The 24981-nt window shown below is 46.6% G+C and carries 25 protein-coding genes and 2 other annotated features; all 25 genes read left to right on the top strand.

The window, feature by feature from the left end:
• Window positions 1-539 precede the first annotated feature (539 nt).
• The 25 genes from E2491_RS07580 (at window position 540) to rpoB (ending at window position 24918) form a co-directional block, all read left to right on the top strand.
• Entirely contained in the window at window positions 540-1001 is a 462-nt protein-coding gene (locus E2491_RS07580) for a CtsR family transcriptional regulator (RefSeq protein WP_134374597.1), read from the top strand.
• A 17-nt stretch (window positions 1002-1018) separates the two neighbouring features.
• Window positions 1019-1561 carry a protein-arginine kinase activator protein McsA gene (gene mcsA, locus E2491_RS07585; protein ID WP_134374599.1) on the top strand — a complete coding sequence of 181 codons (543 nt, stop codon included), beginning with the start codon at window positions 1019-1021 and terminating at the stop codon, window positions 1559-1561.
• Complete coding sequence (gene mcsB, locus E2491_RS07590; RefSeq protein WP_134374601.1) at window positions 1558-2637, top strand: protein-arginine kinase McsB; 1080 nt, start codon at window positions 1558-1560, stop codon at window positions 2635-2637. Before mcsA ends, mcsB begins: the two co-directional genes overlap by 4 nt.
• Window positions 2634-5075: an ATP-dependent protease ATP-binding subunit ClpC gene (gene clpC / locus E2491_RS07595; protein WP_134374603.1), complete on the top strand. Its 2442-nt coding sequence runs from the start codon at window positions 2634-2636 to the stop codon at window positions 5073-5075. The genes mcsB and clpC overlap by 4 nt, the downstream gene beginning before the upstream one ends.
• Before the next feature lie 75 nt (window positions 5076-5150).
• Complete coding sequence (gene radA / locus E2491_RS07600) at window positions 5151-6527, top strand: DNA repair protein RadA (protein ID WP_134374605.1); 1377 nt, start codon at window positions 5151-5153, stop codon at window positions 6525-6527.
• 3 nt (window positions 6528-6530) lie between these two features.
• On the top strand, window positions 6531-7595 hold the full coding sequence (gene disA / locus E2491_RS07605) for a DNA integrity scanning diadenylate cyclase DisA (protein WP_134374607.1): 1065 nt from the start codon (window positions 6531-6533) through the stop codon (window positions 7593-7595).
• A 139-nt stretch (window positions 7596-7734) separates the two neighbouring features.
• Window positions 7735-8841 carry a PIN/TRAM domain-containing protein gene (locus E2491_RS07610; protein WP_134374609.1) on the top strand — a complete coding sequence of 369 codons (1107 nt, stop codon included), beginning with the start codon at window positions 7735-7737 and terminating at the stop codon, window positions 8839-8841.
• 12 nt (window positions 8842-8853) lie between these two features.
• Window positions 8854-9546 (top strand): 2-C-methyl-D-erythritol 4-phosphate cytidylyltransferase, encoded by a 693-nt coding sequence (gene ispD / locus E2491_RS07615; protein ID WP_134374611.1) that lies wholly within the window; start codon window positions 8854-8856, stop codon window positions 9544-9546.
• Between the two features lie 15 nt (window positions 9547-9561).
• Window positions 9562-10038: a 2-C-methyl-D-erythritol 2,4-cyclodiphosphate synthase gene (gene ispF, locus E2491_RS07620; RefSeq protein WP_134374613.1), complete on the top strand. Its 477-nt coding sequence runs from the start codon at window positions 9562-9564 to the stop codon at window positions 10036-10038.
• Window positions 10039-10062: 24 nt separating this feature from the next.
• Window positions 10063-11520 carry a glutamate--tRNA ligase gene (gene gltX, locus E2491_RS07625; RefSeq protein WP_134374615.1) on the top strand — a complete coding sequence of 486 codons (1458 nt, stop codon included), beginning with the start codon at window positions 10063-10065 and terminating at the stop codon, window positions 11518-11520.
• Between the two features lie 60 nt (window positions 11521-11580).
• Window positions 11581-11806: a binding site (T-box leader), on the top strand.
• 98 nt (window positions 11807-11904) lie between these two features.
• Window positions 11905-12555 carry a serine O-acetyltransferase gene (gene cysE / locus E2491_RS07630; protein ID WP_134374617.1) on the top strand — a complete coding sequence of 217 codons (651 nt, stop codon included), beginning with the start codon at window positions 11905-11907 and terminating at the stop codon, window positions 12553-12555.
• Entirely contained in the window at window positions 12552-13952 is a 1401-nt protein-coding gene (gene cysS / locus E2491_RS07635; protein ID WP_134374619.1) for a cysteine--tRNA ligase, read from the top strand. Before cysE ends, cysS begins: the two co-directional genes overlap by 4 nt.
• A 3-nt stretch (window positions 13953-13955) precedes the next feature.
• Window positions 13956-14375: a Mini-ribonuclease 3 gene (locus tag E2491_RS07640; protein ID WP_134374621.1), complete on the top strand. Its 420-nt coding sequence runs from the start codon at window positions 13956-13958 to the stop codon at window positions 14373-14375.
• A complete protein-coding gene (gene rlmB, locus E2491_RS07645; protein WP_134374623.1) occupies window positions 14372-15115 on the top strand; it encodes a 23S rRNA (guanosine(2251)-2'-O)-methyltransferase RlmB in 744 nt (247 codons plus the stop codon). Before E2491_RS07640 ends, rlmB begins: the two co-directional genes overlap by 4 nt.
• A 6-nt stretch (window positions 15116-15121) precedes the next feature.
• Window positions 15122-15634, top strand: coding sequence for an NYN domain-containing protein (locus E2491_RS07650; protein ID WP_134374625.1), 513 nt, complete (start codon window positions 15122-15124; stop codon window positions 15632-15634).
• Window positions 15635-15638: 4 nt separating this feature from the next.
• Complete coding sequence (gene sigH / locus E2491_RS07655; protein WP_134374627.1) at window positions 15639-16361, top strand: RNA polymerase sporulation sigma factor SigH; 723 nt, start codon at window positions 15639-15641, stop codon at window positions 16359-16361.
• Between the two features lie 78 nt (window positions 16362-16439).
• On the top strand, window positions 16440-16589 hold the full coding sequence (gene rpmG, locus E2491_RS07660) for a 50S ribosomal protein L33 (protein ID WP_208528055.1): 150 nt from the start codon (window positions 16440-16442) through the stop codon (window positions 16587-16589).
• A gap of 59 nt (window positions 16590-16648) precedes the next feature.
• Window positions 16649-16828, top strand: coding sequence for a preprotein translocase subunit SecE (secE, locus tag E2491_RS07665; protein ID WP_134374631.1), 180 nt, complete (start codon window positions 16649-16651; stop codon window positions 16826-16828).
• Window positions 16829-17013: 185 nt separating this feature from the next.
• On the top strand, window positions 17014-17547 hold the full coding sequence (gene nusG, locus E2491_RS07670) for a transcription termination/antitermination protein NusG (protein ID WP_134374633.1): 534 nt from the start codon (window positions 17014-17016) through the stop codon (window positions 17545-17547).
• Between the two features lie 434 nt (window positions 17548-17981).
• Window positions 17982-18407, top strand: coding sequence for a 50S ribosomal protein L11 (rplK, locus tag E2491_RS07675; RefSeq protein WP_071311366.1), 426 nt, complete (start codon window positions 17982-17984; stop codon window positions 18405-18407).
• Between the two features lie 108 nt (window positions 18408-18515).
• Entirely contained in the window at window positions 18516-19214 is a 699-nt protein-coding gene (gene rplA, locus E2491_RS07680; RefSeq protein ID WP_134374635.1) for a 50S ribosomal protein L1, read from the top strand.
• 58 nt (window positions 19215-19272) lie between these two features.
• Window positions 19273-19417, top strand: a sequence feature (ribosomal protein L10 leader region).
• A 46-nt stretch (window positions 19418-19463) separates the two neighbouring features.
• The gene (gene rplJ / locus E2491_RS07685) at window positions 19464-19964 is read left to right on the top strand and encodes a 50S ribosomal protein L10 (protein WP_134374637.1); all 501 of its coding nucleotides are present in this window, start codon (window positions 19464-19466) and stop codon (window positions 19962-19964) included.
• 73 nt (window positions 19965-20037) lie between these two features.
• Window positions 20038-20400, top strand: a complete 363-nt coding sequence (gene rplL, locus E2491_RS07690) for a 50S ribosomal protein L7/L12 (protein WP_134374639.1) — start codon at window positions 20038-20040, stop codon at window positions 20398-20400.
• Window positions 20401-20535: 135 nt separating this feature from the next.
• The gene (locus E2491_RS07695; protein ID WP_134374641.1) at window positions 20536-21138 is read left to right on the top strand and encodes a class I SAM-dependent methyltransferase; all 603 of its coding nucleotides are present in this window, start codon (window positions 20536-20538) and stop codon (window positions 21136-21138) included.
• 219 nt (window positions 21139-21357) lie between these two features.
• Window positions 21358-24918, top strand: coding sequence for a DNA-directed RNA polymerase subunit beta (gene rpoB, locus E2491_RS07700; RefSeq protein WP_134374643.1), 3561 nt, complete (start codon window positions 21358-21360; stop codon window positions 24916-24918).
• Window positions 24919-24981: the final 63 nt, after the last annotated feature.

Here is a 24981-nt window from a genome sequence, read left to right on the forward strand (position 1 = left end):
GCCGATGGTAGTTGGGGGTTTCCCCCTGTGAGAGTAGGACGTCGCTAGGCACTTAAAAAAGCCTGTAACTCAATTGATGAGTTACAGGCTTTTTTGTGTTGTTTTTGTAGAGGTATGCAGAGTGGGAAGTAAAGTGTATCAAATAAATGAGGAAGTATATCGAATAAGAGCATAAGTAAGTGCATAGAATTCCGAACTGGTTTTAATGAAAGGACAACAACCTCCAGTTACCTAAATGCATTCAGAGCCCCCCGATCTTCGCCGGGATGTTTCTCGAAGTACACAGAATAAGGCACGAAGTTTGTAGAATAACCGGGAAAGTATATCGAATAAGATCAATAGTTTGAAGAATAGAAAAGAAAGTGACCTTACTCATAAGTCCATATTATAAAAAACACCCTAAAGGCTGTCGAATCCCCTGCAATAATCGTCGAACATCTGCCCCACCAGCGCTGCAGTCAATCAATTGCAGTCCTTCATCCCACTGTTGTATAATCATAGTCAAAGATAGTCAAAGTCAAGGTGGAGGAGGTGGCTTGATGAAAAATATCACAGATGTCATTGAAAACTATCTGAAACAGGTTTTAGATGGAAGTGGCAGTGAAATAGTTGAAATAAAGAGAAGTGAGATTGCTGAGAAATTTTCCTGTGTTCCGTCTCAGATCAATTATGTGATGAAGACGCGGTTTACGGTTGAACGGGGTTATCTCGTTGAGAGTAAACGCGGAGGCGGAGGGTATATACGCATTATTAAGGTAAAAACGCATGGCCGTTCTGAGTTGATTGATCAGATCTTAAATATTCTTCAGCCGTCTGTTTCACAGTCGATGGCGGAGGATGTTGTGTTCAGGCTGATTGATGAGGAATGTATTTCGAAGCGGGAGGCAAAGCTGATGCTGAGTGCAATGGACCGGACGACGCTGAATGTGCCTTTGCCGTTGCGGGATGAAGTGCGCGGCCGCATTCTGACAGCCATGCTGATGACGTTAAAATTTCAATAGGTCGCGGGGTGATCAAGATGTTATGTCAGGAATGTCAGGAGAGACCGGCTTCTGTGCATTTTACAAAAGTGATGAATGGGCAGAAGACCGAGGTTCATTTGTGTGACAGCTGTGCCCAGGATAAGGGTGAAGCGTTTATGTCAGATGACAGTGCTTTTTCATTTAATAACTTATTGGCAGGTTTATTGAATGTGTCGCCGGTAATGCAGCCGAGTCAGCCGCAAAAGCCGGAGCGTGAGCCTGTGAAATGCAGTCACTGTCAGATGACATTTCAGCAGTTTTTGAAAATCGGGAAGTTTGGCTGTCCGTCGTGTTATGAGTCGTTCAGAGATGAGCTGCCTCCGATTTTAAAAAGATTGCACAGTGGAAATACAACGCATCAAGGAAAGCTTCCTGAGAGACAGGGAGGCACGATTCATTTGAAGCGGAAGGTGACGGAGCTTCGTGCTGAACTGAAGTCTTTAATTGAGGAAGAGGAGTTTGAACGGGCTGCGACGGTTCGGGATCAAATTCGCGTGATGGAAAAAGAGATTCGCGGTGAGGGAGGCAGTCAGTCATGAGTTTGGAAAAATTTTTGAATCAGGCTGTCAGCTCGTGGATGAATGAGGAGGGGCCATCCTCTGAGATTGTCTTATCGACCCGGATTCGTTTAGCGAGAAATCACCGTAAGTATGCTTTCCCGACTGTATTTACGAAAGAGGAAGCGCGTGCTGTGGCTGAGGAAGTGAGCGCAGCTGTTCATAAAGCGGATGAAAGACTTGAAGTGCTGAAAATGGAAGAGCTTCAGGGGCTTGAAAAACGGGTGCTGGTGGAAAAGCATCTGATCAGTCCGAATCTGGCGGAGGATTCAGGCGCTTCGGCTGTCTGGCTATCAGATGACGAAGAGATCAGCATTATGGTCAATGAAGAGGATCATTTGCGGATTCAGTGTCTGTTTCCGGGGCTCCAGTTGAAGGAAGCATTAAATAAAGCACTGCAGCTTGATGATGCGATTGAGCAGCATTGTGATTACGCCTTTGATGAGCAGCTCGGGTATTTGACGACTTGTCCGACAAATGTGGGGACAGGGTTGCGTGCATCTGTTATGATGCATTTACCAGGATTGATGATGACGCATCAGATGAATAGAATTATTCCTGCAATTGGACAATTTGGTCTTGTGGCTAGAGGAATTTACGGGGAAGGTAGCGAAGCTTTAGGTAACATCTTTCAAATTTCGAATCAGACGACACTCGGCAAGTCTGAGGAAGACATTGTGGAGGACCTCCAGCGGGTGGTGGATCAGATTATTGCCCAGGAGAAGTCAGCCAGGGAAGCGTTGGTGAAGGCTTCAGGCATTCAGCTTGAGGACCGCGTTTTCCGGTCTTACGGGACGTTGCGCTACAGTCGGGTGCTTGAGTCGAAGGAAGCGGCTAAATGTCTGTCGGATGTTCGTCTTGGCATCGATTTAGGATTCATCGAGAACGTGTCGAGATCGATTTTAAACGAACTGATGATTTTAACGCAGCCGGGCTTTCTTCAGCAATATGCTGGAGGGTTTTTACGGCCGGTGGAGCGGGACATGAGACGCGCATCGCTGATCCGGGAACGGTTGGAGATGGAAGAAAAGAAGGATAAAGGAGGATCAGAGATATGATGTTTGGACGATTTACAGAGAGAGCACAAAAAGTATTGGCATTGGCACAGGAAGAGGCGATTCGCCTATCCCATTCAAATATTGGCACTGAACATATTCTGTTAGGTCTGGTCCGCGAAGGTGAAGGCATTGCAGCAAAGGCACTTCAGACACTGAACTTAAGCACGGCAAAGATTCAGGAAGAGGTTGAAGAGCTGATCGGTAAAGGGACAGAACAATCCCCTAGCGTGCACTATACACCACGTGCTAAGAAAGTCATCGAGCTTTCAATGGATGAGGCCCGCAAGCTTGGACACTCTTATGTCGGAACAGAGCACATTCTTCTTGGTCTGATCCGCGAGGGTGAAGGCGTTGCGGCGCGTGTATTAAATAACCTTGGTGTGAGCTTAAATAAAGCGCGACAGCAGGTATTGCAGTTGCTTGGCAGCAATGAGGCAGGCGGACAGCAGGGTGGTTCAAATGCAGCGGCTAACACGCCAACGCTTGATGGTCTTGCCCGTGACTTAACGGTCATTGCACGTGAAGGAAGTCTGGATCCGGTCATTGGCCGAAGCAAAGAAATTCAGCGTGTGATTGAGGTGTTAAGCCGCCGTACGAAAAACAATCCAGTGCTGATCGGGGAGCCTGGTGTTGGTAAAACAGCCATCGCAGAAGGGCTTGCCCAGCAGATCGTACAGAATGAAGTGCCTGAAATTCTTCGTGATAAGCGCGTGATGACGCTTGATATGGGAACCGTTGTTGCGGGTACAAAATACCGCGGTGAGTTTGAAGACCGTCTGAAAAAAGTGATGGATGAAATCCGTCAGGCCGGCAACATCATTCTTTTCATTGATGAGCTTCATACGCTGATCGGCGCTGGTGGGGCAGAAGGTGCGATTGATGCATCCAATATCCTCAAGCCATCCCTTGCACGTGGAGAGCTCCAGTGTATCGGCGCGACAACACTTGATGAGTACCGTAAATATATCGAAAAAGATGCAGCGCTTGAGCGCCGTTTCCAGCCGATTCAGGTTGATGAGCCAACAGCGGAAGAATCTGTACTGATCTTAAAAGGACTGCGTGACCGCTATGAAGCACACCACCGCGTATCGATTACCGATGCAGCGATTGAAGCAGCAGTTAAAATGTCAGACCGCTACATTTCAGACCGCTTCCTTCCGGATAAAGCGATTGATTTAATCGATGAAGCCGGATCCAAGGTTCGTCTTCGTTCTTATACAACGCCTCCAAACCTGAAGGAACTTGAAGCAAAGCTTGAGGGTATCCGTAAGGAAAAGGATGCTGCGGTGCAGAGCCAGGAGTTTGAAAAGGCAGCTTCTCTTCGTGATTCTGAACAGAAAACGAAGGAAAAGCTAGAAGAAACGAAGAAGGAATGGAAAGAAAAGCAGGGTCAGGAAAATACTGAAGTGACAGTTGAGGATATTGCACATGTTGTATCCACATGGACAGGAATTCCGGTATCGCGTCTGGCAGAAACAGAGACACAGAAGCTTCTGAACCTTGAAGAAACACTTCATGGCCGCGTGATCGGACAGAAGGATGCTGTGACGGCTATTTCAAAAGCCGTACGTCGTGCACGTGCCGGTCTGAAGGATCCGAAGCGTCCGATCGGTTCATTCATTTTCCTTGGACCAACAGGGGTCGGTAAAACGGAGCTTGCTAGAGCCCTGGCTGAATCCATGTTCGGTGATGAGGATGCGATGATCCGGATCGATATGTCTGAGTACATGGAAAAGCACTCGACATCCCGTCTGGTCGGTTCACCTCCAGGCTATGTAGGATATGAAGAAGGCGGTCAGCTGACGGAAAAGGTTCGCCGTAAGCCTTACTCGGTTGTGCTGCTTGATGAAATTGAAAAAGCACACCCGGATGTCTTCAACATTCTTCTGCAGGTGCTTGAAGATGGACGCCTGACAGACTCTAAAGGACGCACAGTTGACTTCCGAAACGTTGTGCTGATCATGACGTCCAACGTTGGAGCCAGCGCGCTGAAGCAGAATAAGCATGTCGGTTTCGCTGTACAGGATTCCAATCAGGATTACAAGGATATGAAAGGCAAGGTGCTGGAGGAATTAAAGCGTGCCTTCCGTCCTGAATTCTTAAACCGTATTGATGAAACGATCGTCTTCCACTCTCTTGAAAAAGAGCATTTGAAAGAAATCGTTTCGTTAATGGCAGAAGAGCTTGTGAAGCGTCTGAAGGAGCAGGATATTACGCTATCCATCACAGAAGAAGCGAAGAGCAGAATTGCCGATGAAGGATTCGATCCTGAATACGGTGCGCGTCCATTGCGCAGAGCCATTCAGAAACAAATCGAAGACCGTCTCTCTGAAGAACTGTTAAAAGGAAACGTACTACAGGGTTACACGGTTGAAATTGATTATAAGGACGGCGAATTTACGGTGATCCGTAAAGAAGAAGCAGACGTTACGTCGTAAGCAATCGTCAGAGGGTGCACGTGTTAAGGAAAAAGGCACGTGCACCTTTTTTCATCGTTAGGAGGCAGCAGTTAAGTGGCTAAGAAAAAAACAAAGTTTATGTGTGAGTCCTGTGGCTATGAGTCAGCGAAATGGATGGGGAAGTGTCCGGGCTGCGGAGAGTGGAACACGATGGTCGAGGATATCACCATTACCGGCAAACAGCCCCGCAAGTCCTTTACCCATACACCCGAAGGAACCCAGTCCAAGGCAACTCCACTCGTCAAAATAGAAACCCAGGATGAAACGCGTGTTAAAACGATGATGCCGGAATTAAACCGTGTGCTCGGCGGAGGCGTTGTACCGGGCTCAATGGTCTTAATTGGAGGGGACCCGGGGATCGGGAAATCCACTCTCTTACTTCAGGTGTCGTCCCAACTGGCAGAAACGAAAAATAAAGTGCTTTATATTTCCGGTGAGGAGTCAGTCAAGCAGACGAAGATGCGGGCAGACCGTCTCGGCGTAACGTCAGAGGAGCTTTTAATCTACGCTGAAACGAATCTTGAATCCATCGCTCATTCGATCGAGCAGGTTGCACCGCAGTTTGTTATTATCGACTCCATTCAGACCGTCTATCACCCCGAAGTGACTTCTGCGCCGGGAAGTGTGACGCAGGTTCGTGAATGTACAGCGGAACTGATGCGGATCGCAAAAACGAAAAACATAGCCATCTTTATAGTGGGCCACGTCACAAAAGAAGGCTCTATTGCAGGACCGCGGATTTTAGAGCATATGGTGGATAGCGTTCTGTATTTTGAAGGAGAGCGACATCATACGTACCGGATTCTACGTGCTGTTAAAAACCGTTTTGGCTCCACGAATGAAATGGGGATCTTTGAGATGCGGGAAGCGGGTCTTCAGGAGGTAGCCAACCCGTCTGAAATTTTCCTTGAAGAGCGTTCACAGGGAGCGGCCGGTTCCACGGTTGTGGCTTCCATGGAGGGAACCCGTCCGGTGCTCGTTGAAATTCAGGCACTTGTGACGCCAACCAGCTTTAATAACCCGCGAAGAATGGCCACCGGAATTGATCAGAGCCGCGTCTCGCTGCTGATGGCTGTCCTTGAAAAGCGGGTAGGGCTTATGTTGCAGACGCAGGATGCCTACTTAAAAGTAGCCGGTGGTGTGAAGCTGGATGAGCCTGCTGTTGATTTAGCCGTGCTTGTCAGCATCGCGTCAAGCTACCGTGATGAGCCGCCAAAGCCGTTTGACTGTATCATTGGCGAGGTCGGCTTAACAGGCGAGGTCAGGCGTGTATCGAGGATTGAGCAGCGTGTGCAGGAGGCGGCTAAACTCGGCTTTAAGCGCGCCATCATTCCGGAAAACAATATTGGAGGCTGGACGTTTCCCGAGGGCATTGAAGTAATCGGTGTCACAAATGTCGGGGAAGCGTTAAAGAAAACATTGGAGGGATAGGCGATGGAGGAGAGAAAGCGTAAGCGGCCTTCTGCTGATATCATTCAGCTTGTGGCACCGGGAACCCCTTTTCGGGAGGGGATTGATAACGTGTTACGCGCTGGGACCGGTGGATTAATTGTCGTCGGATGCAATGATAAAATGAAGCCGCTTGTGGACGGAGGATTTCAGATCCAGTGTCCTTTCTCTCCAACCTACCTATATGAACTGGCGAAAATGGACGGGGCGATTATTCTGAACGAGTCCGGTAGTAAAATCATGATTGCCAATGCTCAGCTGAATCCGAATCCATCCATTCCTTCCTCTGAGACAGGGATGAGGCACCGCACAGCAGAGCGTGTGGCACGGGAAACGGATTCGCTCGTAATCGCGATTTCACAAAGGCGAAATGTGATCACGCTTTACAAAGGAACGTACCGCTATGCACTGAAGGAAATCGCCGTGATTCTCGCGAAAGCCAACCAGGCACTGCAGACGATGGAGAAATACCGCTCTGTACTTGATCAAAGCCTCTCTCATTTAACACTGCTTGAATATGAGGATGCCTCTACATTCAATGATGTACTGCTCGTTTTGCACCGGTTTGAAATGGTTATCCGGATTAAGAATGAACTCCTTCTTTACTTAAATGAGCTTGGTTCAGAAGGCCGTCTTGTCCGCCTGCAGTTACATGAGCTGCTGGCAGACCTTGAGAAGGAAGCGCGCATGGTCATCAGGGATTATTCAAAAGACCGGATTATTAAATACCATGACCTGCTTGAGGATTTTGAAAATATGGTATCCTCCGAAGTACTTGATGACGACGTGCTGATGGATTTGCTCGGCCATGCCTCTAATGTTCCGCTTGAGGATCTGGTAGAGCCGAGGGGTTACCGGGTATTGAATAAAATCCCGAGGCTCCCTGTTATGATCATCGAAAACCTCGTGAATCACTTCGGGCATCTCCCGAATATGCTGAAGGCGACGGTAGAGGAGCTCGACCGTGTTGAAGGTATTGGAGAAATTCGCGCGAAGAAAATCAAAGAAGGCTTACGATCCGTTAAAGATCAGTCATTAGCAGATCATTGATTGGGATTATGTGGATTGTGACATATTTACATCTATGATATGATGTTACGTTTGTGTTTAAATTGACTTGCGATTCTAAACCATGCTAATCTTTTCACAAGCACTACAGGTGCTGAAAAATCACCAGGGAGGTGAAGGAATGTTAAAACGAATTATTCAGGTTTGCTTTCTGATTGTCGGCGGAACACTGGGCATCTTTTTACTTCCAGAATTAGTTCTTATTCCTTTTAATTTAGATTATGCATTCATAAACAATGCCTATGTCACTGCCATTTTAGGAGCGATTATTTTTTATGCGGCAACATTCTGGGCTATTAAGTATGTGGTTAACTTTATTAAATGGGCGGAGGATTCACTTGTCAGGGCCCCGGTAACAGACCTTCTGTTTGGCGCATTGGGACTCATCATCGGACTGATTGTGGCATTTCTTGTAGGAGTTGCGGTTACGGATATTGAAATTCCGATTTTTAATACGGTAATCCCGATTTTGTTAACGCTCATTCTCGGATACCTCGGGTTTCAGGTTGGCTTTACAAAGAGGGATGAACTGATCCAGCTTTTTACCCGAAACCATTCGGCGACTAAAAAAACGGATAACGGAGAAGCAGCAGCTGCTGAAGTTCCCGCTTCCAAACACCACAAAATTCTGGATACGAGCGTCATCATTGACGGCCGGATCGCAGATATTTGCCAGACGGGATTTCTTGACGGAGAGATCGTCATTCCTCAGTTTGTGCTTGGAGAACTGCAGCACATCGCAGACTCATCAGACGCATTGAAGCGAAATCGCGGCCGTCGCGGACTGGACATTCTTAATAGAATTCAAAAAGACATTCCGATTAAGGTCACGATTTATGAAGGTGATTTTGAAGATATCCAGGAGGTCGACAGCAAGCTTGTCAAACTCGCGAAAGTGCTGAACGGAATTGTTGTAACGAACGATTTCAACTTAAATAAAGTATGTGACCTGCAGGGCGTGCAGGTGCTTAACATTAATGACCTTGCCAATGCGGTCAAGCCGGTCGTGCTGCCGGGTGAGGAAATGCTCGTCCAGATGATCAAGGACGGTAAGGAACAAAATCAGGGGATTGCGTATCTCGACGATGGCACGATGATCGTCGTAGAAGACGGCAAGAACTTTATCGGTAAAAACATTACAGTGATTGTGACCAGCGTCCTTCAGACATCGGCTGGCCGGATGATTTTTGCCAAACCGAAGTCATACGGTAAGGAAAAGGCGTTATAAAAGGAGAACATCATGAATTATGAAGTCGTTATTCCGGCAGCGGGGCAGGGAAAGCGGATGGGAGCAGACCGTAACAAACTGCTTCTGACGGTAAAAGAAGTTCCGGTTATCATTCACACCTTGCGTGTATTTGAAGCGGATGAAGCATGTGACGGGATTCTGCTGGCGATTCACCCTGATGACCGCGAAGAGCTGACCCGGCTGCTTGCCGAATATAACATAACAAAAGTTAAAGCAATGGTTCCTGGCGGTAAAGAACGTCAGAACAGCGTATATGAAGCGCTGAAACAGGCGGGAGCGGACATTGTGATGATCCACGATGGCGCTCGTCCTTTTATTAAAAAAGAGACGATTCACTCACTTGCCAAAAAAGCGCAAGTTTCAGACGGTGCGATTGCTGCAGTACCGGTAAAGGATACGATTAAAAAAGTAATGGGCGGAACCGTAACGGAAACGGTGGAACGCGCAAGCCTGTGGTCTGTTCAGACACCGCAGGCTTTTCGCCTTGATCTGATTTTACAGGCACACAAAGCCGCTGAAGAAGAGGGCTTTACCGGAACGGATGACGCCTCGCTTGTTGAAAAAATGGGCGGAAAAGTGACGGTTATTGAATCAGATTATGATAATATAAAGCTGACAACAAAAGAGGACCTATTATTTGCAGAAGCGATTCTCACCAAAATGGCTGCTGCACGTAACGAATAGAGAGGAGCAACACCTATGTTTCGTATTGGACAGGGCTATGATGTTCACCAGCTGACGGAAGGTCGTCCGCTGATCATCGGGGGAATCGAGATCCCGCATGAAAAGGGACTGCTCGGTCACTCAGATGCCGATGTACTGCTGCACGTCGTGGCAGATGCGGCACTCGGTGCGATTGGCGAAGGGGATATCGGCCGTCATTTTCCGGATACAGACCCGGCGTTTGAAGGAGCGGATTCCAAAAAGCTGCTTCAGCACGTATGGGGAATCGTGAAGGAAAAAGGTTATTCACTCGGAAACATTGATTGTACGATTATTGCACAAAAGCCAAAGATGGCGCCGCACATCAGTGACATGAGAGCGGTCATTGCATCTCTATTAGAAGCTGATGAGAGCCAGGTCAATGTAAAGGCAACGACAACCGAAAAGCTCGGATTTGAAGGACGCGAAGAAGGCATCGCCGCACAGGCTGTCATTCTTCTTCAAAAACTATAAACCCATTTTCAGGAGGACAACGTTATGTCTACACCAATTCGCGTGCGTTATGCACCAAGTCCAACAGGATATTTACATGTAGGGAATGCCAGAACAGCCCTATTTAATTATTTGTTTGCAAAAAATCAAGGCGGGAAGTTTATTATCCGCGTGGAAGATACAGATGCAAAACGAAATGTTGAAGGTGGAGAAGAATCTCAGCTTCGTTACTTAAAATGGCTCGGTATTGAGTGGGATGAAAGTATTGATGTTGGTGGAGATTACGGACCGTACCGTCAATCAGAAAGAAATGATTTGTATAAGGAGCTTTATACTGACCTTCTGGATAGAGGGCTTGCATACAAATGTTATTGTACTGAAGAGGAATTAGAGGCAGAGCGTGAAGCGCAAAGTGCCCGCGGGGAAATGCCTCGCTACAGTGGGAAATGCCGCAATCTAACGGACGATGAGCGCGCAGCACTGGAAGCCGAAGGCCGTAAACCGAGCATTCGTTTTGCTGTACCTCAAGGTAAAACATATACTTTCAATGACATTGTTAAAGATGACGTATCGTTTGACAGCGATGGTATTGGCGATTTTGTTATTGTTAAGAAAGATGGTATCCCGACTTATAACTTTGCTGTTGCCGTTGATGATCACTATATGAAGATCTCACATGTTTTACGTGGAGATGATCACATTTCAAATACACCTAAACAGATGATGATCTATGAAGCATTTGGATGGGACACACCAACGTTTGGGCATATGACACTGATCGTCAATGAAGCACGTAAAAAACTGAGCAAGCGTGACGGCTCTATTATTCAGTTCATCGAGCAGTATAAGGATCTGGGCTATCAGCCGCAGGCGCTGTTCAACTTTATCGCACTGCTTGGCTGGTCACCAAAAGGGGAAGAGGAAATCTTCTCGAAGCAGGAGCTGATCGATATTTTTGATGCGGACCGCCTGTCAAAATCACCGGCCGTGTTTGATACGAAGAAGCTTGAGTGGATGAATAACCAGTATATGAAGACGCTTGATCTTGATACAGTGGTTGAACTGTCTGTTCCGCATTTAGAAGAGGCAGGAAGAATTCCGAAGGACCGCACGCCTGAGCAGGAGCAGTGGGTGCGGAATTTAGTTGCCCTTTATCAGGAGCAGATGAGCTACGGTGCTGAAATTGTCGGATTATCTGAGCTGTTCTTTAAAGATGAGATTGAATATGATGAAGAGGCAAGTGCAGTCATCGCAGAGGAACAGGTGCCTGAGGTGATGGCTTCCTTTATCGGACAGCTTGAGGCGCTTGAGGCGTTTGAAGCCGACCAGATTAAAAAAGCGATCAAGGCTGTACAAAAAGAAACGGGTCACAAGGGCAAAAAGCTCTTTATGCCGATTCGTGTCGCTGTAACGGGTCAGACGCACGGTCCTGAATTGCCGAATGCGATCGAAGTATTAGGAAAAGAAAAAGTCATCGCACGATTAAGCAAGCTGACTAATTAACATTTTGAAAAGAATAGTATATAGTATGTCTATAGAACGCAAATCAACGATTGACGATACATGAAAGCTTTGATAGGGAGAAGTAGGAAGAGCGATGCCGATAAGAGAGAACCGTCACCGGCTGAGAGCGGTTTGGGCTGATCCTTTTCTGAAATGCACCCTTGAGTCTTTTGCCGAAGAGCGATTGTAGGCATAAGCGGTTCCAGGCCGTTACCCTGTTGAGGTGGGGAGCAGTGTTTTACATTGCTTCAAACAGAGTGGAACCGCGCAAAAAAGCGTCTCTGTCTTATGACAGAGACGCTTTTTCTATTTTAAAACAGTAAATTCATATGTGTTCAGTCGGAATTATAGCGGAAATTGTGTAAAATGAGAGGAGTGAACGAGATGTTTAAGCGGATAAAAGAAGATATCGACACCGTTTTTGATCAGGATCCCGCTGCCCGTTCTGCATTAGAAATTATTTTAACGTACTCAGGACTGCATGCCATCTGGGCTTACCGGATTGCCCATGTCTTTTATAAGCGAAAAATGTTTTTTATTGCCCGGGCAATATCGCAGCTTGCAAGAGCGATGACCGGCATTGAAATCCATCCTGCTGCAAAAATAGGCAGACGGTTTTTTATCGATCACGGAGTCGGTGTTGTCATTGGCGAAACGTGTGAAATCGGCAATAACGTGACGGTTTTCCAAGGCGTAACGCTCGGTGGAACAGGGAAAGAGAAAGGGAAACGTCATCCGACGCTTGAAGACAATGTGCTGATTGCGACAGGCGCAAAGGTGCTTGGATCCATCGTAATTGGTCAGAATTCCAAGGTTGGAGCGGGTTCGGTTGTCCTGAATGATGTGCCGGCCAATTCCACTGTTGTCGGCATTCCGGGTAAAGTCGTGGTGCGCGACGGGAAAAAGGTGCGCCGCGATCTCGATCATCAGGATATGCCGGATCCGATCTGGGACCGCATCCGCACGCTTGAAACAGAGCTTGCATTTGTTAAAGAACAACTGAAAAAGGAACGGGAAAGGAGCTCGCAATTATGAGCATTCAATTATATAACACTGTCACAAGGCAGAAAGAAATTTTTAAACCGCTTGAAGAGGGAAAGGTCTCCATGTATGTGTGCGGACCAACCGTTTACAACTATATTCATATTGGAAACGCCCGTCCTGCGATCGTATTTGATACGGTCCGCCGTCACCTTGAATACCGGGGCTATGATGTGAACTTCGTCTCGAATTTTACTGATGTGGACGATAAGCTGATCCGGGCAGCCAATGAGCTTGGCGAGGAAGTACCTGTCATTGCGGATCGATTTATTGAAGCGTATTTTGAGGACGTGGGTGCACTAGGATGCCAGAGAGGCACAGCCCACCCGCGCGTAACGGAAAATATCGATCTGATCATTGAATTTATTGAGTCGTTAATTGATAAAGGCTTTGCGTATGAATCAGGTGGAGATGTGTATTACCGCACCCGGAAGTTCGATGGCTACGGAAAGCTGTCTCACCAGTCGATTGATGAGCTTCAGATCGGCGCGCGTATTGAGTCAGATGAGCGCAAAGAGGATGAGCTTGACTTTGTTTTATGGAAAGCAGCAAAAGAAGGCGAAATTTCCTGGGAGAGTCCGTGGGGAGAGGGACGTCCGGGCTGGCACATCGAGTGCTCGGCAATGGCGCGCAAGTACCTTGGAGACACCATTGATATTCATGCAGGCGGACAGGATTTAGCTTTCCCGCACCATGAAAATGAAATTGCCCAATCTGAAGCACTGACCGGTAAAACCTTCGCAAATTACTGGATGCATAACGGGTATATTAATATTGATAACGAGAAAATGTCGAAATCACTAGGCAACTTTGTTCTCGTACATGACATTTTAAAAGAAGTGGATCCACAGGTGCTGCGTTTCTTCATGCTTTCGGTTCACTACCGCCATCCGATCAACTATAACAAAGAGCTGCTGGATGCGGCAGGAGCTGGTCTTGAACGAATCCGTACGTCTTATGAAAATCTGCTGCACCGCCGTGAATCCAGTGCCGGTCTGACAGAGGATGACCAGAAGTGGCTGGATGCAACTGCTGAACAGAAAGAAGCGTTTGTTAAAGCAATGGATGATGATTTCAATACAGCCAATGCCATCTCTGTATTGTTTGACCTGTCGCGTCAGGCGAATCTTTACCTGCGTGAGAAAAATACTTCAACTGACGTCATCGATGCTTTTACCAAAACGTTTGATGAGCTGGCAGGCGTGCTTGGCTTCACGATGGAGCAGGAAAAAGACATGCTTGATTCAGATATTGATGCACTCATTCAGCAGCGCGAAGAAGCACGGAAAGCTCGTGACTTTGCGACAGCAGACGCGATCCGTGACCAGCTGAAGGATATGAACATTATTCTGGAAGATACAAAACAGGGTATCCGCTGGAGAAGAGGGTAAGAAATGGCGGATTATACATTAGATCCGAAACAAATCAATGCACTGGCGCTCGCCTATATGGGCGACGCCGTGTATGAACAGAAGGTCCGTCACCATCTGTTAGTAAACGGGACGGTAAGACCGAATCAGCTTCAGCGCGAAGGTATTCGCTATGTGTCAGCAAAAGCGCAGGCGAAAATCCTGCACCATATGTTCGCTGAAGACCGGTTTACAGAAGAGGAAATGGCCGTGATCCGCAGGGGTCGCAATGCCAAGTCCGGCTCTGTACCGAAAAATACAGATGTGACAACGTACCGGTACAGCACGGCGTTTGAAGCGCTAATCGGTTATTTATATTTAACAGAACAGCAGGAGCGGTTAATCGACATCATTGATGAATCGATTGCGTTCATTTCGGAAGAGCAGAAAGGAGCAGGGCGATGAGCGAAGAATTTATCGGCGGGAAAAACCCCGTACTGGAAGCGCTGAGATCCGGCAGGGAAATTAATAAGATATGGATCGGAGAAGGCTCACAAAAAGGACAGATGCAGCAGGTCATCCAGCTGGCAAAGGAAGCAAATGTACTTGTTCAGTTTGTACCGAAAAAGAAAATTGATCAGCTGATGGATGGACAGCACCAAGGGGTTGTCGCTTCAATTGCAGCTTATGAGTATGCTGAGATGGATGATATTTTTAATAAAGCGGCAGCTAAAAACGAAGATCCGTTTATCCTCATCCTGGACGAGCTTGAGGATCCGCACAACCTTGGTTCGATCATGCGGACAGCGGATGCATCAGGCGTTCACGGCATCATTATTCCAAAACGCCGGGCAGTCGGTCTGACCGCAACCGTGGCGAAGGCATCAACGGGTGCCATTGAACACGTACCGGTTGTTCGCGTAACTAACCTTTCCCGCACAGTGGACGAGCTGAAAGACCGTGGTGTCTGGGTTGCCGGGACCGACGCGAAAGGCAGTGAGGATTACCGCCGCTTTGATGGCACGATGCCGCTTGGGTTAATCATTGGGAGTGAAGGAAAAGGCATGAGCCGTATTTTACGGGAAAAATGCGATTTCCTTATTCACCTTCCGATGGTTGGACATGTTACGTCACTCAATGCCTCTGTTGCAGCAAGCCTGTTAATGTATGAGGTTTATAGACGCCGTCACCCGCTGGAAGGATGATCAGCGATGCGAAATGTACTGCTCGTAGACGGCTATAACATCATCGGTGCATGGCCCGAGCTTGTGGAGTTAAAGCTCCGCGACCTCGGGGCAGCACGTGACCGCCTGATCGAACTCATGGCGGAATATCAGGGCTATACCGGACATCGCGTCATCATCGTGTTTGATGCGCAGTTTGTCGAAGGTATGTCGAAGAAAATGTTTAACTACCGAGTAGAAATTGTTTTCACCCGAAAAAACGAAACCGCAGATGAGCGGATTGAAAAGCTCGCCATCGAACTGAATGATATCAAGACCCAGGTGATTGTAGCCACAAGTGATTATACAGAACAGTGGGCGATCTTCGGTCAGGGAGCACTCCGGAAGTCGGCGAGGGAACTTTTAATTGAGATGAAACAAATCGAAAAAAAAATTTCCAAGCGGATCGAACGAAATCAGTCTGAGCGCCCGGTATCAAAGATTCCACTGTCTGACGAAGTCGCCGAAATATTCGAAAAATGGAGACGCGGCGATAAATGAACGGTTGACGTTAAAAAAATCTGTAAAGTATAATATTTCTATCTATTTGTTTCGTACAGTCGGGGGGATCCATTTGAACGCATACAATCAGGCATCAACGGATCGGGAATTATTTCACGGAATGGAAGACGATGTGATACTTGAACTGATTCAGAACGGAAACAGTGAAGCACTGGATTTTTTAATTAACAAGTACCGTCATTTTGTCAGAGTGAAGGCGCGCTCCTATTTTTTAATTGGGGCAGACAAAGAAGACATCATCCAGGAAGGCATGATTGGTCTTTATAAGGCGATTCGTGATTACAAGGAAGAAAAACTGACCTCTTTCAAAGCGTTTGCTGAGCTTTGTATTACCCGTCAGATCATCACTGCAATTAAAACCGCTACCCGCCAAAAGCACATCCCGCTTAATTCTTATGTATCACTCGATAAACCGATTTATGATGAGGAATCTGACCGTACGCTGATGGATATCATTTCAACAGCCAGGCCGACAGATCCGGAGGCGCTCGTCATTCACAGGGAAGAATTCAGCAAGATTGAAGGTAAAGTAGCTGAGCTTCTCAGTGATTTGGAACGTCAGGTACTATCCCTTTACCTTGATGGGCAATCGTATCAGGAAATCTCGGAAGAACTGGATCGTCATGTAAAATCTATCGATAATGCCCTGCAGCGTGTCAAACGCAAGCTGGAGCGCTATCTCGAGGCGCGCGAATTGACTTTTTAACGGCTGGAGTGTATTGACATCAAACAGATGGAGTGTTATTTTTTAAAGGATGTATGTCCCTAAAAAGGAATGAACATGGTGAGTAAAAAACTGATTCTTGCTTGCAGTGCCTGCGGATCACGGAACTACTCCGTTCCAAAGGGCGCAGATAAGCAGTCTGATAGATTAGAAGTCAAGAAATTTTGCCGTTACTGTAATGCTCATACACCTCACAAGCAGACGGTGTAGGTTGAGCCGATCCTGTAACATGGATCACTGAAATAACACTGGTTGGAGGGTACGTCATCATGGGTAAAATCAGCAACTTCTTCAAAAATGTTGCTTCCGAAATGCGTAAGGTCAGCTGGCCCCGCCGCAAGGAGCTTACTCGTTACACGATTACGGTTTTAAGTACCGTAGTATTTGTCGCTGTTTTCTTTGCGATTATCGACATGGGCATCGATGCGATTATTAACTGGATCCTGTAACAGGCTCTTTGTAAACCTTCGCACCGCCTGCTAATATCGTGTACAATAGAGACAGACATGCAAAAGCCCGTTTAACGGGTTTTTTCATTGGGCAAAAATCGATGGTCTGTTTTACAGAAAATCCATTAACGAAACATACATGCATAAAGCAGCCAAAACAATAACAGAATGGAGGAAAACATACGGTGGAGAAAAATTGGTACGTGGTTCACACTTACTCAGGCTATGAGAATAAAGTGAAAATGAACCTTGAAAAGCGTGTTGAATCAATGGGCATGCAGGACAAAATCTTCCGCGTTGTCATTCCTGAAGAGGAAGAAACCGAGATTAAAGATGGTAAGGCAAAAACAGTCAAGCGTAAAACATTCCCAGGCTATGTGCTTGTAGAAATCGTGATGACAGATGATTCATGGTATGTTGTCCGCAACACACCAGGCGTAACAGGATTTGTCGGTTCATCAGGCGGCGGCGCTAAGCCGACACCACTATTGCCGGAAGAAGTAACACAGCTTCTGAAGCAAATGGGTATGCAGGAGAAAACGATTGAAGTGGACTTCGAGCTTGGTGAAAATGTCACAGTAAACGAAGGTCCATTCGCAAACTTTGCCGGTGTCATTGAGGATATTGACACAGACAAAGGTAAGGTCAAAGTACTCGTGAACATGTTCGGCCGCGAAACACCGGTAGAACTCGAATTCACACAAATCACAAAATTATAAGACGTTCTGATCTCCGGCGTAAATACTTTTGATCTTTCTGGTCTTTTTGATTGATAAGCAATCTTTAAGAAGAAATCAATCAAAAGTACCGGGGGATTCCGCAGACTCCTGCGGCAGAGAAGCGACAGGTGAGACAGCGTAGCGCAAAGCGCTAGCTGGCTCACCGCGCGGCCGCGGAAAGCGGAGGAATGACCTGGCACGTTTTATCACGTACAAGCCTGATTCCAACGTATTTTCCCGCAATGGAGTAAAATTGTAAAAATATAAAAAGAACATCTTGAATTATAATTCGAAAGATGATAACATCTTTTAAGTCAGTATGTCTCAATAGAGAGACTGAACTAACATTTTCAATTCTTTATATAAAAGAATCAAGTGGGAGGGCAAAAACAGAAGCCCTATTACCACATCACGGACTTAAGGAGGTGTGTCTCGTGGCTAAAAAAGTAATCAAAATGGTTAAGCTTCAAATCCCGGCTGGGAAAGCGAATCCAGCTCCACCGGTAGGTCCTGCACTAGGTCAGGCAGGTGTGAACATCATGGGATTCTGTAAGGAATTCAATGCTCGTACAGCTGATCAGGCTGGACTGATTATTCCTGTAGAAATCACGGTTTTTGAAGACCGTTCATTTACATTCATCACTAAAACTCCGCCGGCTGCAGTTCTTCTGAAGAAAGCAGCAGGAATCGAGTCTGGTTCTGGTGAACCAAACCGCAACAAAGTAGCGACTGTCAAGCGTGACAAGGTACGTGAAATCGCGGAAACAAAAATGCCTGATCTTAACGCAGCTGATGTTGAAGCAGCAATGCGTATGGTTGAAGGTACGGCTCGAAGCATGGGAATTACGATTGAAGACTAATTGATGGTTGTCTTGGACGAGGTTGCGAAGCTGAAAAGGATTTTTCACTCGCAACCTTTATTCGTGGGAGGTTATTCCGCTAAAACCACATAAGGAGGAACTTATAAAATGGCTAAGAAAAGCAAAAAGTATCAAGAAGCTGCTAAGCTTGTTGACCGTTCAACAAACTATGCAATCAACGAAGCAATCGAGCTTGCTCAAAAGACAAGCACGGTGAAATTCGACGCAACAGTAGAGGCTGCATTCCGTCTTGGAATCGACACTCGTAAAAACGACCAGCAGATCCGTGGAGCAGTTGTACTTCCAAACGGAACTGGTAAAACGCAAAGCGTTCTTGTTTTCGCTAAAGGCGAAAAAGCAAAAGAAGCTGAAGCGGCTGGCGCAGACTTCGTAGGAGACAGCGAGCTTGTTCAAAAAATCCAGGGTGGCTGGTTTGACTTCGACGTAATCGTAGCAACACCTGACATGATGGGTGAAGTTGGTAAGCTTGGACGTGTCCTTGGACCAAAAGGCCTTATGCCAAACCCTAAGACAGGTACTGTAACATTTGATGTTCAGAAGGCTGTCAATGAAATCAAAGCTGGTAAAGTTGAATACCGCGCTGAAAAGTCTGGTATCATCCACGTACCAATCGGTAAAGTTTCATTCGACGCTGAGAAGCTTGTTGAAAACTTCAACACAATCTTTGATGTAATCCAGAAGGCTAAGCCTGCTGCAGCAAAAGGAACTTACATGAAGTCTGTTGCTGTAACAACAACTATGGGTCCTGGAATCAAAGTTGATCCATCTTCTGTATCAGTAAAATAATTAACGATAGATATTGACACAGCATTTCACCATCTGTTATGATGTTGTCTGTTGTGAAATTATATAACCATTTGTACCGTAGACAGCAGGTGTCTCTGACTTAATTTCCTGCCGAGGTCATGACGAATAAAAGAGATTTCTTTTACTTTGAAATGATACGCCTCTATGTCTACTTTCCGGCATAGAGGCTTTTTATTATGATCGGACGGTATGAATGACGCTCCAGCAAATACTACAGGAGGTGTTAGGATGAGCAGTGTGATCGAGCAAAAGAAACAGCTTGTGACAGAAATTCAAGAGAAATTCCAATCAAGCGCATCATCAGTAATCGTAGACTATCGCGGTCTTTCAGTTGCTGAAGTAACCGAGCTTCGTAAACAGCTTCGTGAAGCAGGCGTTGAGTTCAAGGTTTACAAAAACTCTATGACTCGCCGTGCGGCTGAAGCTGCTGGCCTTGAAGGTCTTTCTGAAAGCCTTACAGGTCCTAACGCAATCGCATTTTCTGCTGAAGATGTTGTTGCGCCAGCGAAGATTCTTAACAACTTTGCGAAAAACCATGAAGCACTTGAGCTAAAAGCAGGTGTGATCGAAGGAAACGTAGCATCACTTGAACAAGTGAAAGCTCTTGCGGATCTTCCATCACGTGAAGGCCTACTTTCTATGCTACTCAGCGTACTTCAGGCTCCAATTCGCGGACTTGCCGTTGCAACAAAAGCTGTTGCAGACCAAAAAGAAGAGCAGGGCGCTTAATAGCAGCCTGCTAGCCGGATAACTTTTATCCAAACAAACTAAACCAAAACATTCCATAAGGAGGAACTATATCATGACTAAAGAACAAATGATCGAAGCAATCAAAGAAATGACAGTTCTTGAACTTAACGACCTTGTAAAAGCAATCGAAGAAGAATTCGGTGTATCTGCTGCTGCTCCTGTAGCTGTAGCTGGTGCTGCTGGTGGCGAAGCTGCTGCTGAGCAAACTGAATTTGACGTTGTTCTTACTGAAGCTGGTGCTCAGAAGATCAAGGTTATCAAAGTGGTTCGTGAAATCACTGGTCTTGGCCTGAAAGAAGCTAAGGAAATGGTAGATAACACGCCTAAGTCAGTTAAAGAAGGCGCTACTAAAGAAGAAGCTGAAGAAATCAAAGCTAAGCTTGAAGAAGTTGGAGCTGGCGTAGAAGTTAAGTAATAGTTTTTTGTCGAAAAAGCTCGCTTGAATTAGCGGGCTTTTTTTATAGAGAAGAATGAAAACATTTGGGCAGATAAGCCCTTTTTTTATCTCTGGTGTTTGTGTTCAGAAGAAAATGGGTTGAGGTGATTCAGAATGGCGGATCATTATTATTCCAAAAAACCCGGGGTGGAAAGCAAGCCGCAATGGTGGGACTTCACCCTAAGAGGTCATAAGCTGAAGTTTAAAACAGATCAGGGTGTTTTTTCGAAGAGTGAAGTAGACTTTGGATCTCGTGTTTTGATTGAAGCATTCCGTGAGCCGGAGATCGCAGGAGATATTCTCGACGTCGGCTGCGGGTACGGTCCAATCGGCTTATCGATTGCCAAAAGTTTTCCGGAGAGAAGCGTTCAGATGGTCGATGTCAATGACCGCGCGATGCAGCTTGCCCGTGAAAATGCTCAGCACAATGGCATCACTTCTGTGAAAGTGTACGAAAGCGACTGTCTGGATCAGGTGGACGATACCGCTTTTGCGGCAATCCTGACCAACCCGCCGATCCGTGCCGGAAAGCATACTGTTCACAAAATCTTTGAACAGAGTGCAGAAAAACTGGCAGCAGGTGGAGCGCTTTGGGTTGTTATCCAGAAGAAGCAGGGGGCACCATCCGCCTTGCAGAAACTCGAGTCTCTTTTTAATGAAGTGGAGACGGTTGATAAGCAAAAAGGTTATTTCATCTTCTGTGCGAAAAAGCATTGACCCGGTTTTGGGCTTGTGATAGTATTATATGATGTACAAATATTATCATCAGTAAGTATGTCCATTTGTATAAATGGATTGTTTTTTGGCAAAAATGGTTTGAATAAAGATTTATAGAATAGAAAATGTGGACCTTTCCCGTTTTCTATTTGTCTTTGTCCGTTTCTTTTTAAATAAAGGAAACGCACACTAAAACGCTTGATTTGAGGGGTGAATCAGTTGACAGGTCAACTAGTTCAGTATGGACGACACCGCCAGCGCAGAAGTTTTGCGCGAATCAGTGAGGTACTTGAGTTACCGAATCTGATTGAAATTCAGACAGCTTCTTACGATTGGTTTTTAGAAGAAGGTCTTCGTGAAATGTTCCGCGATATTTCGCCAATCGAAGATTTCACAGGAAACTTGTCACTTGAGTTTATTGACTACAGCCTCGGTGAGCCGAAATATTCGGTAGATGAGTCGAAAGAGCGTGACGTAACGTATTCCGCTCCACTTCGTGTGAAGGTTCGTCTATTAAATAAAGAAACCGGCGAAGTAAAAGACCAGGATGTATTTATGGGTGATTTCCCGCTGATGACAGAAACAGGAACGTTTATCATTAATGGTGCTGAACGTGTAATTGTTTCTCAGCTTGTAAGATCACCAAGTGTTTATTTCCACGATAAAATGGACAAAAACGGGAAGCGCGGCTTCGGTGCAACGGTTATTCCAAACCGTGGTGCATGGCTTGAGTATGAAACGGATGCGAAGGACGTTGTTCACGTTCGTATCGACCGTACGCGTAAGCTTCCTGTGACTGTATTGCTTCGTGCACTCGGCTTCGGATCAGATCAGGAGATCATTGATCTTGTCGGTGACAACGAATATATCCGCAATACGCTTGAGAAAGATAATACAGAAAACGTTGAAAAAGCGCTTCTTGAAATCTATGAGCGTCTTCGTCCGGGTGAACCGCCGACTGTAGAAAACGCAAAAAGCCTTCTTGAATCACGTTTCTTTGACCCTAAGCGTTACGATCTGGCAAATGTCGGACGTTATAAAATGAATAAAAAGCTTCATATTAAGAATCGCCTTTTCGGACAGGTGCTTGCTGAAACACTGGCAGACCCTGAAACAGGTGAAATTCTGGCTGAAAAAGGAACAACACTGGACCGCCGTACGCTGGACAAGTTGATCCCATACCTTGAAAACGGTGTTGGATTCGTTACTTACAACCAGGTAGGTGGAGTGGTTGAAGAGGAATTGACGCTTCAAACGATCAAAATCCAGGTGCCAAACTCAGACAGTGGTCAGGAAATTAACGTAATCAGCAATGCGTATGTAGATGACAGTGTCAAAAATATCACCATTGCAGATATCGTTTCTTCCATCTCTTATTTCTTTAACCTGCTGCACGGAGTCGGCCTGACAGATGATATTGATCATCTTGGAAACCGTCGTCTGCGTTCTGTAGGTGAACTTCTTCAAAACCAGTTCCGTATCGGTCTTTCCCGTATGGAGCGTGTGGTTCGTGAGAGAATGTCGATCCAGGATACGAATACGATCACGCCTCAGCAGCTGATCAACATCCGTCCTGTTATCGCTTCGATCAAAGAGTTCTTCGGAAGCTCACAGCTTTCCCAGTTCATGGACCAGACAAACCCGCTTGCTGAATTAACGCACAAGCGTCGTCTGTCTGCACTTGGACCTGGTGGTTTAACGCGTGAGCGCGCAGGCTTTGAAGTACGTGACGTTCACTACTCTCACTATGGCCGTATGTGTCCGATCGAAACGCCTGAGGGACCAAACATCGGGTTGATCAACTCATTATCCAGCTTTGCAAAAGTAAACCGTTTTGGCTTCATCGAAACGCCATACCGTCGTGTTGATCCTGACACAGGACGCGTAACAGAGCGTATCGATTACCTGACGGCGGATGAAGAGGATAACTATGTTGTGGCACAGGCAAATGCACGTCTTGGTGAAGACGGCTCGTTCCTTGATGAAGAAGTGGTTTCCCGTTTCCGCGGTGAGAACACGGTATTCAAGCGCGACCGTATTGACTACATGGACGTTTCGCCAAAGCAGGTAGTATCTGCTGCGACAGCATGTATCCCGTTCCTTGAGAACGATGACTCCAACCGTGCCCTCATGGGAGCGAACATGCAGCGTCAGGCTGTACCATTGATGAATCCGGAAGCTCCGTTTGTCGGAACAGGAATGGAACACGTTTCTGCGAAGGATTCAGGTGCAGCTGTAATTAATAAGCACGAAGGTATTGTTGAACGCGTCCAGGCTGACCAGATCTGGGTTCGCCGCCTTGTTGACGTTGATGGCAACGAAACACAAGGGGATGTTGACAAATACAAGCTTCAGAAATTCGTCCGTTCTAACCAGGGAACGTGCTACAACCAGCGTCCGATCGTGGCTGTAGGCGACCGTGTAGAGAAAGGCGAAATTCTGGCTGACGGTCCTTCCATGGAAGCAGGAGAGCTTGCGCTTGGCCGTAACGTTCTTGTCGGCTTCATGACATGGGATGGATTTAACTACGAGGATGCGGTCATCATGAGTGAGCGCCTTGTAAAAGATGATGTATACACGTCTATTCATATTGAAGAATATGAGTCAGAGTCCCGTGATACAAAGCTTGGACCGGAAGAAATTACACGTGACATTCCAAACGTCGGTGAAGATGCACTGCGCAACCTTGACGACCGCGGAATCATCCGTGTAGGTGCTGAAGTAAAAGACGGCGACATTCTTGTTGGTAAGGTAACGCCTAAAGGTGTAACGGAACTGACAGCAGAAGAGCGTCTTCTACACGCCATCTTTGGTGAAAAAGCACGTGAAGTCCGCGATACGTCACTGCGTGTTCCACACGGTGCCGGCGGAATTATCCTTGATGTAAAAATCTTTAACCGCGAAGACGGAGATGAGCTTCCTCCAGGTGTTAACCAGCTTGTCCGCGCTTATATCGTACAGAAGAGAAAGATCTCTGTAGGGGATAAGATGGCCGGACGTCACGGTAACAAAGGGGTTATCTCACGTATTCTTCCGGAAGAAGATATGCCGTATCTTCCAGACGGCACGCCAATCGATATCATGCTTAACCCGCTTGGGGTACCATCACGTATGAATATCGGTCAGGTTCTTGAGATGCACATGGGAATGGCTGCCCGCGCAATGGGTATCCACATTGCAACTCCTGTATTTGACGGTGCGAACGAGGAAGATGTTTGGGCAACGATTGAAGAAGCAGGCATGTCACGCGATGGTAAAACCGTTCTTTATGATGGAAGAACAGGCGATCCATTCGATAACCGTGTATCAGTCGGCGTCATGTACATGATCAAGCTGGCTCACATGGTTGATGACAAACTGCACGCGCGTTCAACTGGACCATACTCACTTGTTACACAGCAGCCACTGGGCGGTAAAGCACAGTTCGGCGGACAGCGTTTCGGTGAGATGGAGGTATGGGCACTTGAAGCATACGGTGCTGCCTACACACTTCAGGAAATCCTGACAGTGAAATCAGATGACGTAGTCGGACGTGTGAAAACGTACGAAGCGATTGTAAAAGGGGACAGCGTTCCGGAACCGGGCGTACCTGAATCATTTAAAGTATTAATCAAGGAACTTCAGAGTTTGGGTATGGACGTGAAGATGCTTTCAAGCAACGATGAAGAAATCGAAATGCGCGACCTTGACGATGAAGATGAGATCCACCAGGCAGATGCCTTAAATATCGCACCTGAAACAGAAGCACTCTCTTCTGAAACAGTGGCATCAAAAGAGTGAACCTGACTGTGCAGCTAACCGACAATAGGGCAAAACCTGTAAACGAAAAGGGAGGTAGGCTCC

The sequence above is a fragment of the Jeotgalibacillus sp. R-1-5s-1 genome (genome assembly GCF_004405105.1).
GTDB lineage: Bacteria > Bacillota > Bacilli > Bacillales > Jeotgalibacillaceae > Jeotgalibacillus.

Excerpts from the sequence above, each read along its gene's own strand:
- E2491_RS07580 (WP_134374597.1), top strand. The coding sequence starts at position 540 with ATGAAAAATATCACAGATGTCATTGAAAACTATCTGAAACAGGTTTTA.
- mcsA (WP_134374599.1), top strand. The coding sequence starts at position 1,019 with ATGTTATGTCAGGAATGTCAGGAGAGACCGGCTTCTGTGCATTTTACA.
- mcsB (WP_134374601.1), top strand. The coding sequence starts at position 1,558 with ATGAGTTTGGAAAAATTTTTGAATCAGGCTGTCAGCTCGTGGATGAAT.
- clpC (WP_134374603.1), top strand. The coding sequence starts at position 2,634 with ATGATGTTTGGACGATTTACAGAGAGAGCACAAAAAGTATTGGCATTG.
- disA (WP_134374607.1), top strand. The coding sequence starts at position 6,531 with ATGGAGGAGAGAAAGCGTAAGCGGCCTTCTGCTGATATCATTCAGCTT.
- E2491_RS07610 (WP_134374609.1), top strand. The coding sequence starts at position 7,735 with ATGTTAAAACGAATTATTCAGGTTTGCTTTCTGATTGTCGGCGGAACA.
- ispD (WP_134374611.1), top strand. The coding sequence starts at position 8,854 with ATGAATTATGAAGTCGTTATTCCGGCAGCGGGGCAGGGAAAGCGGATG.
- ispF (WP_134374613.1), top strand. The coding sequence starts at position 9,562 with ATGTTTCGTATTGGACAGGGCTATGATGTTCACCAGCTGACGGAAGGT.
- gltX (WP_134374615.1), top strand. The coding sequence starts at position 10,063 with ATGTCTACACCAATTCGCGTGCGTTATGCACCAAGTCCAACAGGATAT.
- cysE (WP_134374617.1), top strand. The coding sequence starts at position 11,905 with ATGTTTAAGCGGATAAAAGAAGATATCGACACCGTTTTTGATCAGGAT.
- cysS (WP_134374619.1), top strand. The coding sequence starts at position 12,552 with ATGAGCATTCAATTATATAACACTGTCACAAGGCAGAAAGAAATTTTT.
- E2491_RS07640 (WP_134374621.1), top strand. The coding sequence starts at position 13,956 with ATGGCGGATTATACATTAGATCCGAAACAAATCAATGCACTGGCGCTC.
- rlmB (WP_134374623.1), top strand. The coding sequence starts at position 14,372 with ATGAGCGAAGAATTTATCGGCGGGAAAAACCCCGTACTGGAAGCGCTG.
- E2491_RS07650 (WP_134374625.1), top strand. The coding sequence starts at position 15,122 with ATGCGAAATGTACTGCTCGTAGACGGCTATAACATCATCGGTGCATGG.
- secE (WP_134374631.1), top strand. The coding sequence starts at position 16,649 with ATGGGTAAAATCAGCAACTTCTTCAAAAATGTTGCTTCCGAAATGCGT.
- rplA (WP_134374635.1), top strand. The coding sequence starts at position 18,516 with ATGGCTAAGAAAAGCAAAAAGTATCAAGAAGCTGCTAAGCTTGTTGAC.
- rplJ (WP_134374637.1), top strand. The coding sequence starts at position 19,464 with ATGAGCAGTGTGATCGAGCAAAAGAAACAGCTTGTGACAGAAATTCAA.
- rplL (WP_134374639.1), top strand. The coding sequence starts at position 20,038 with ATGACTAAAGAACAAATGATCGAAGCAATCAAAGAAATGACAGTTCTT.
- E2491_RS07695 (WP_134374641.1), top strand. The coding sequence starts at position 20,536 with ATGGCGGATCATTATTATTCCAAAAAACCCGGGGTGGAAAGCAAGCCG.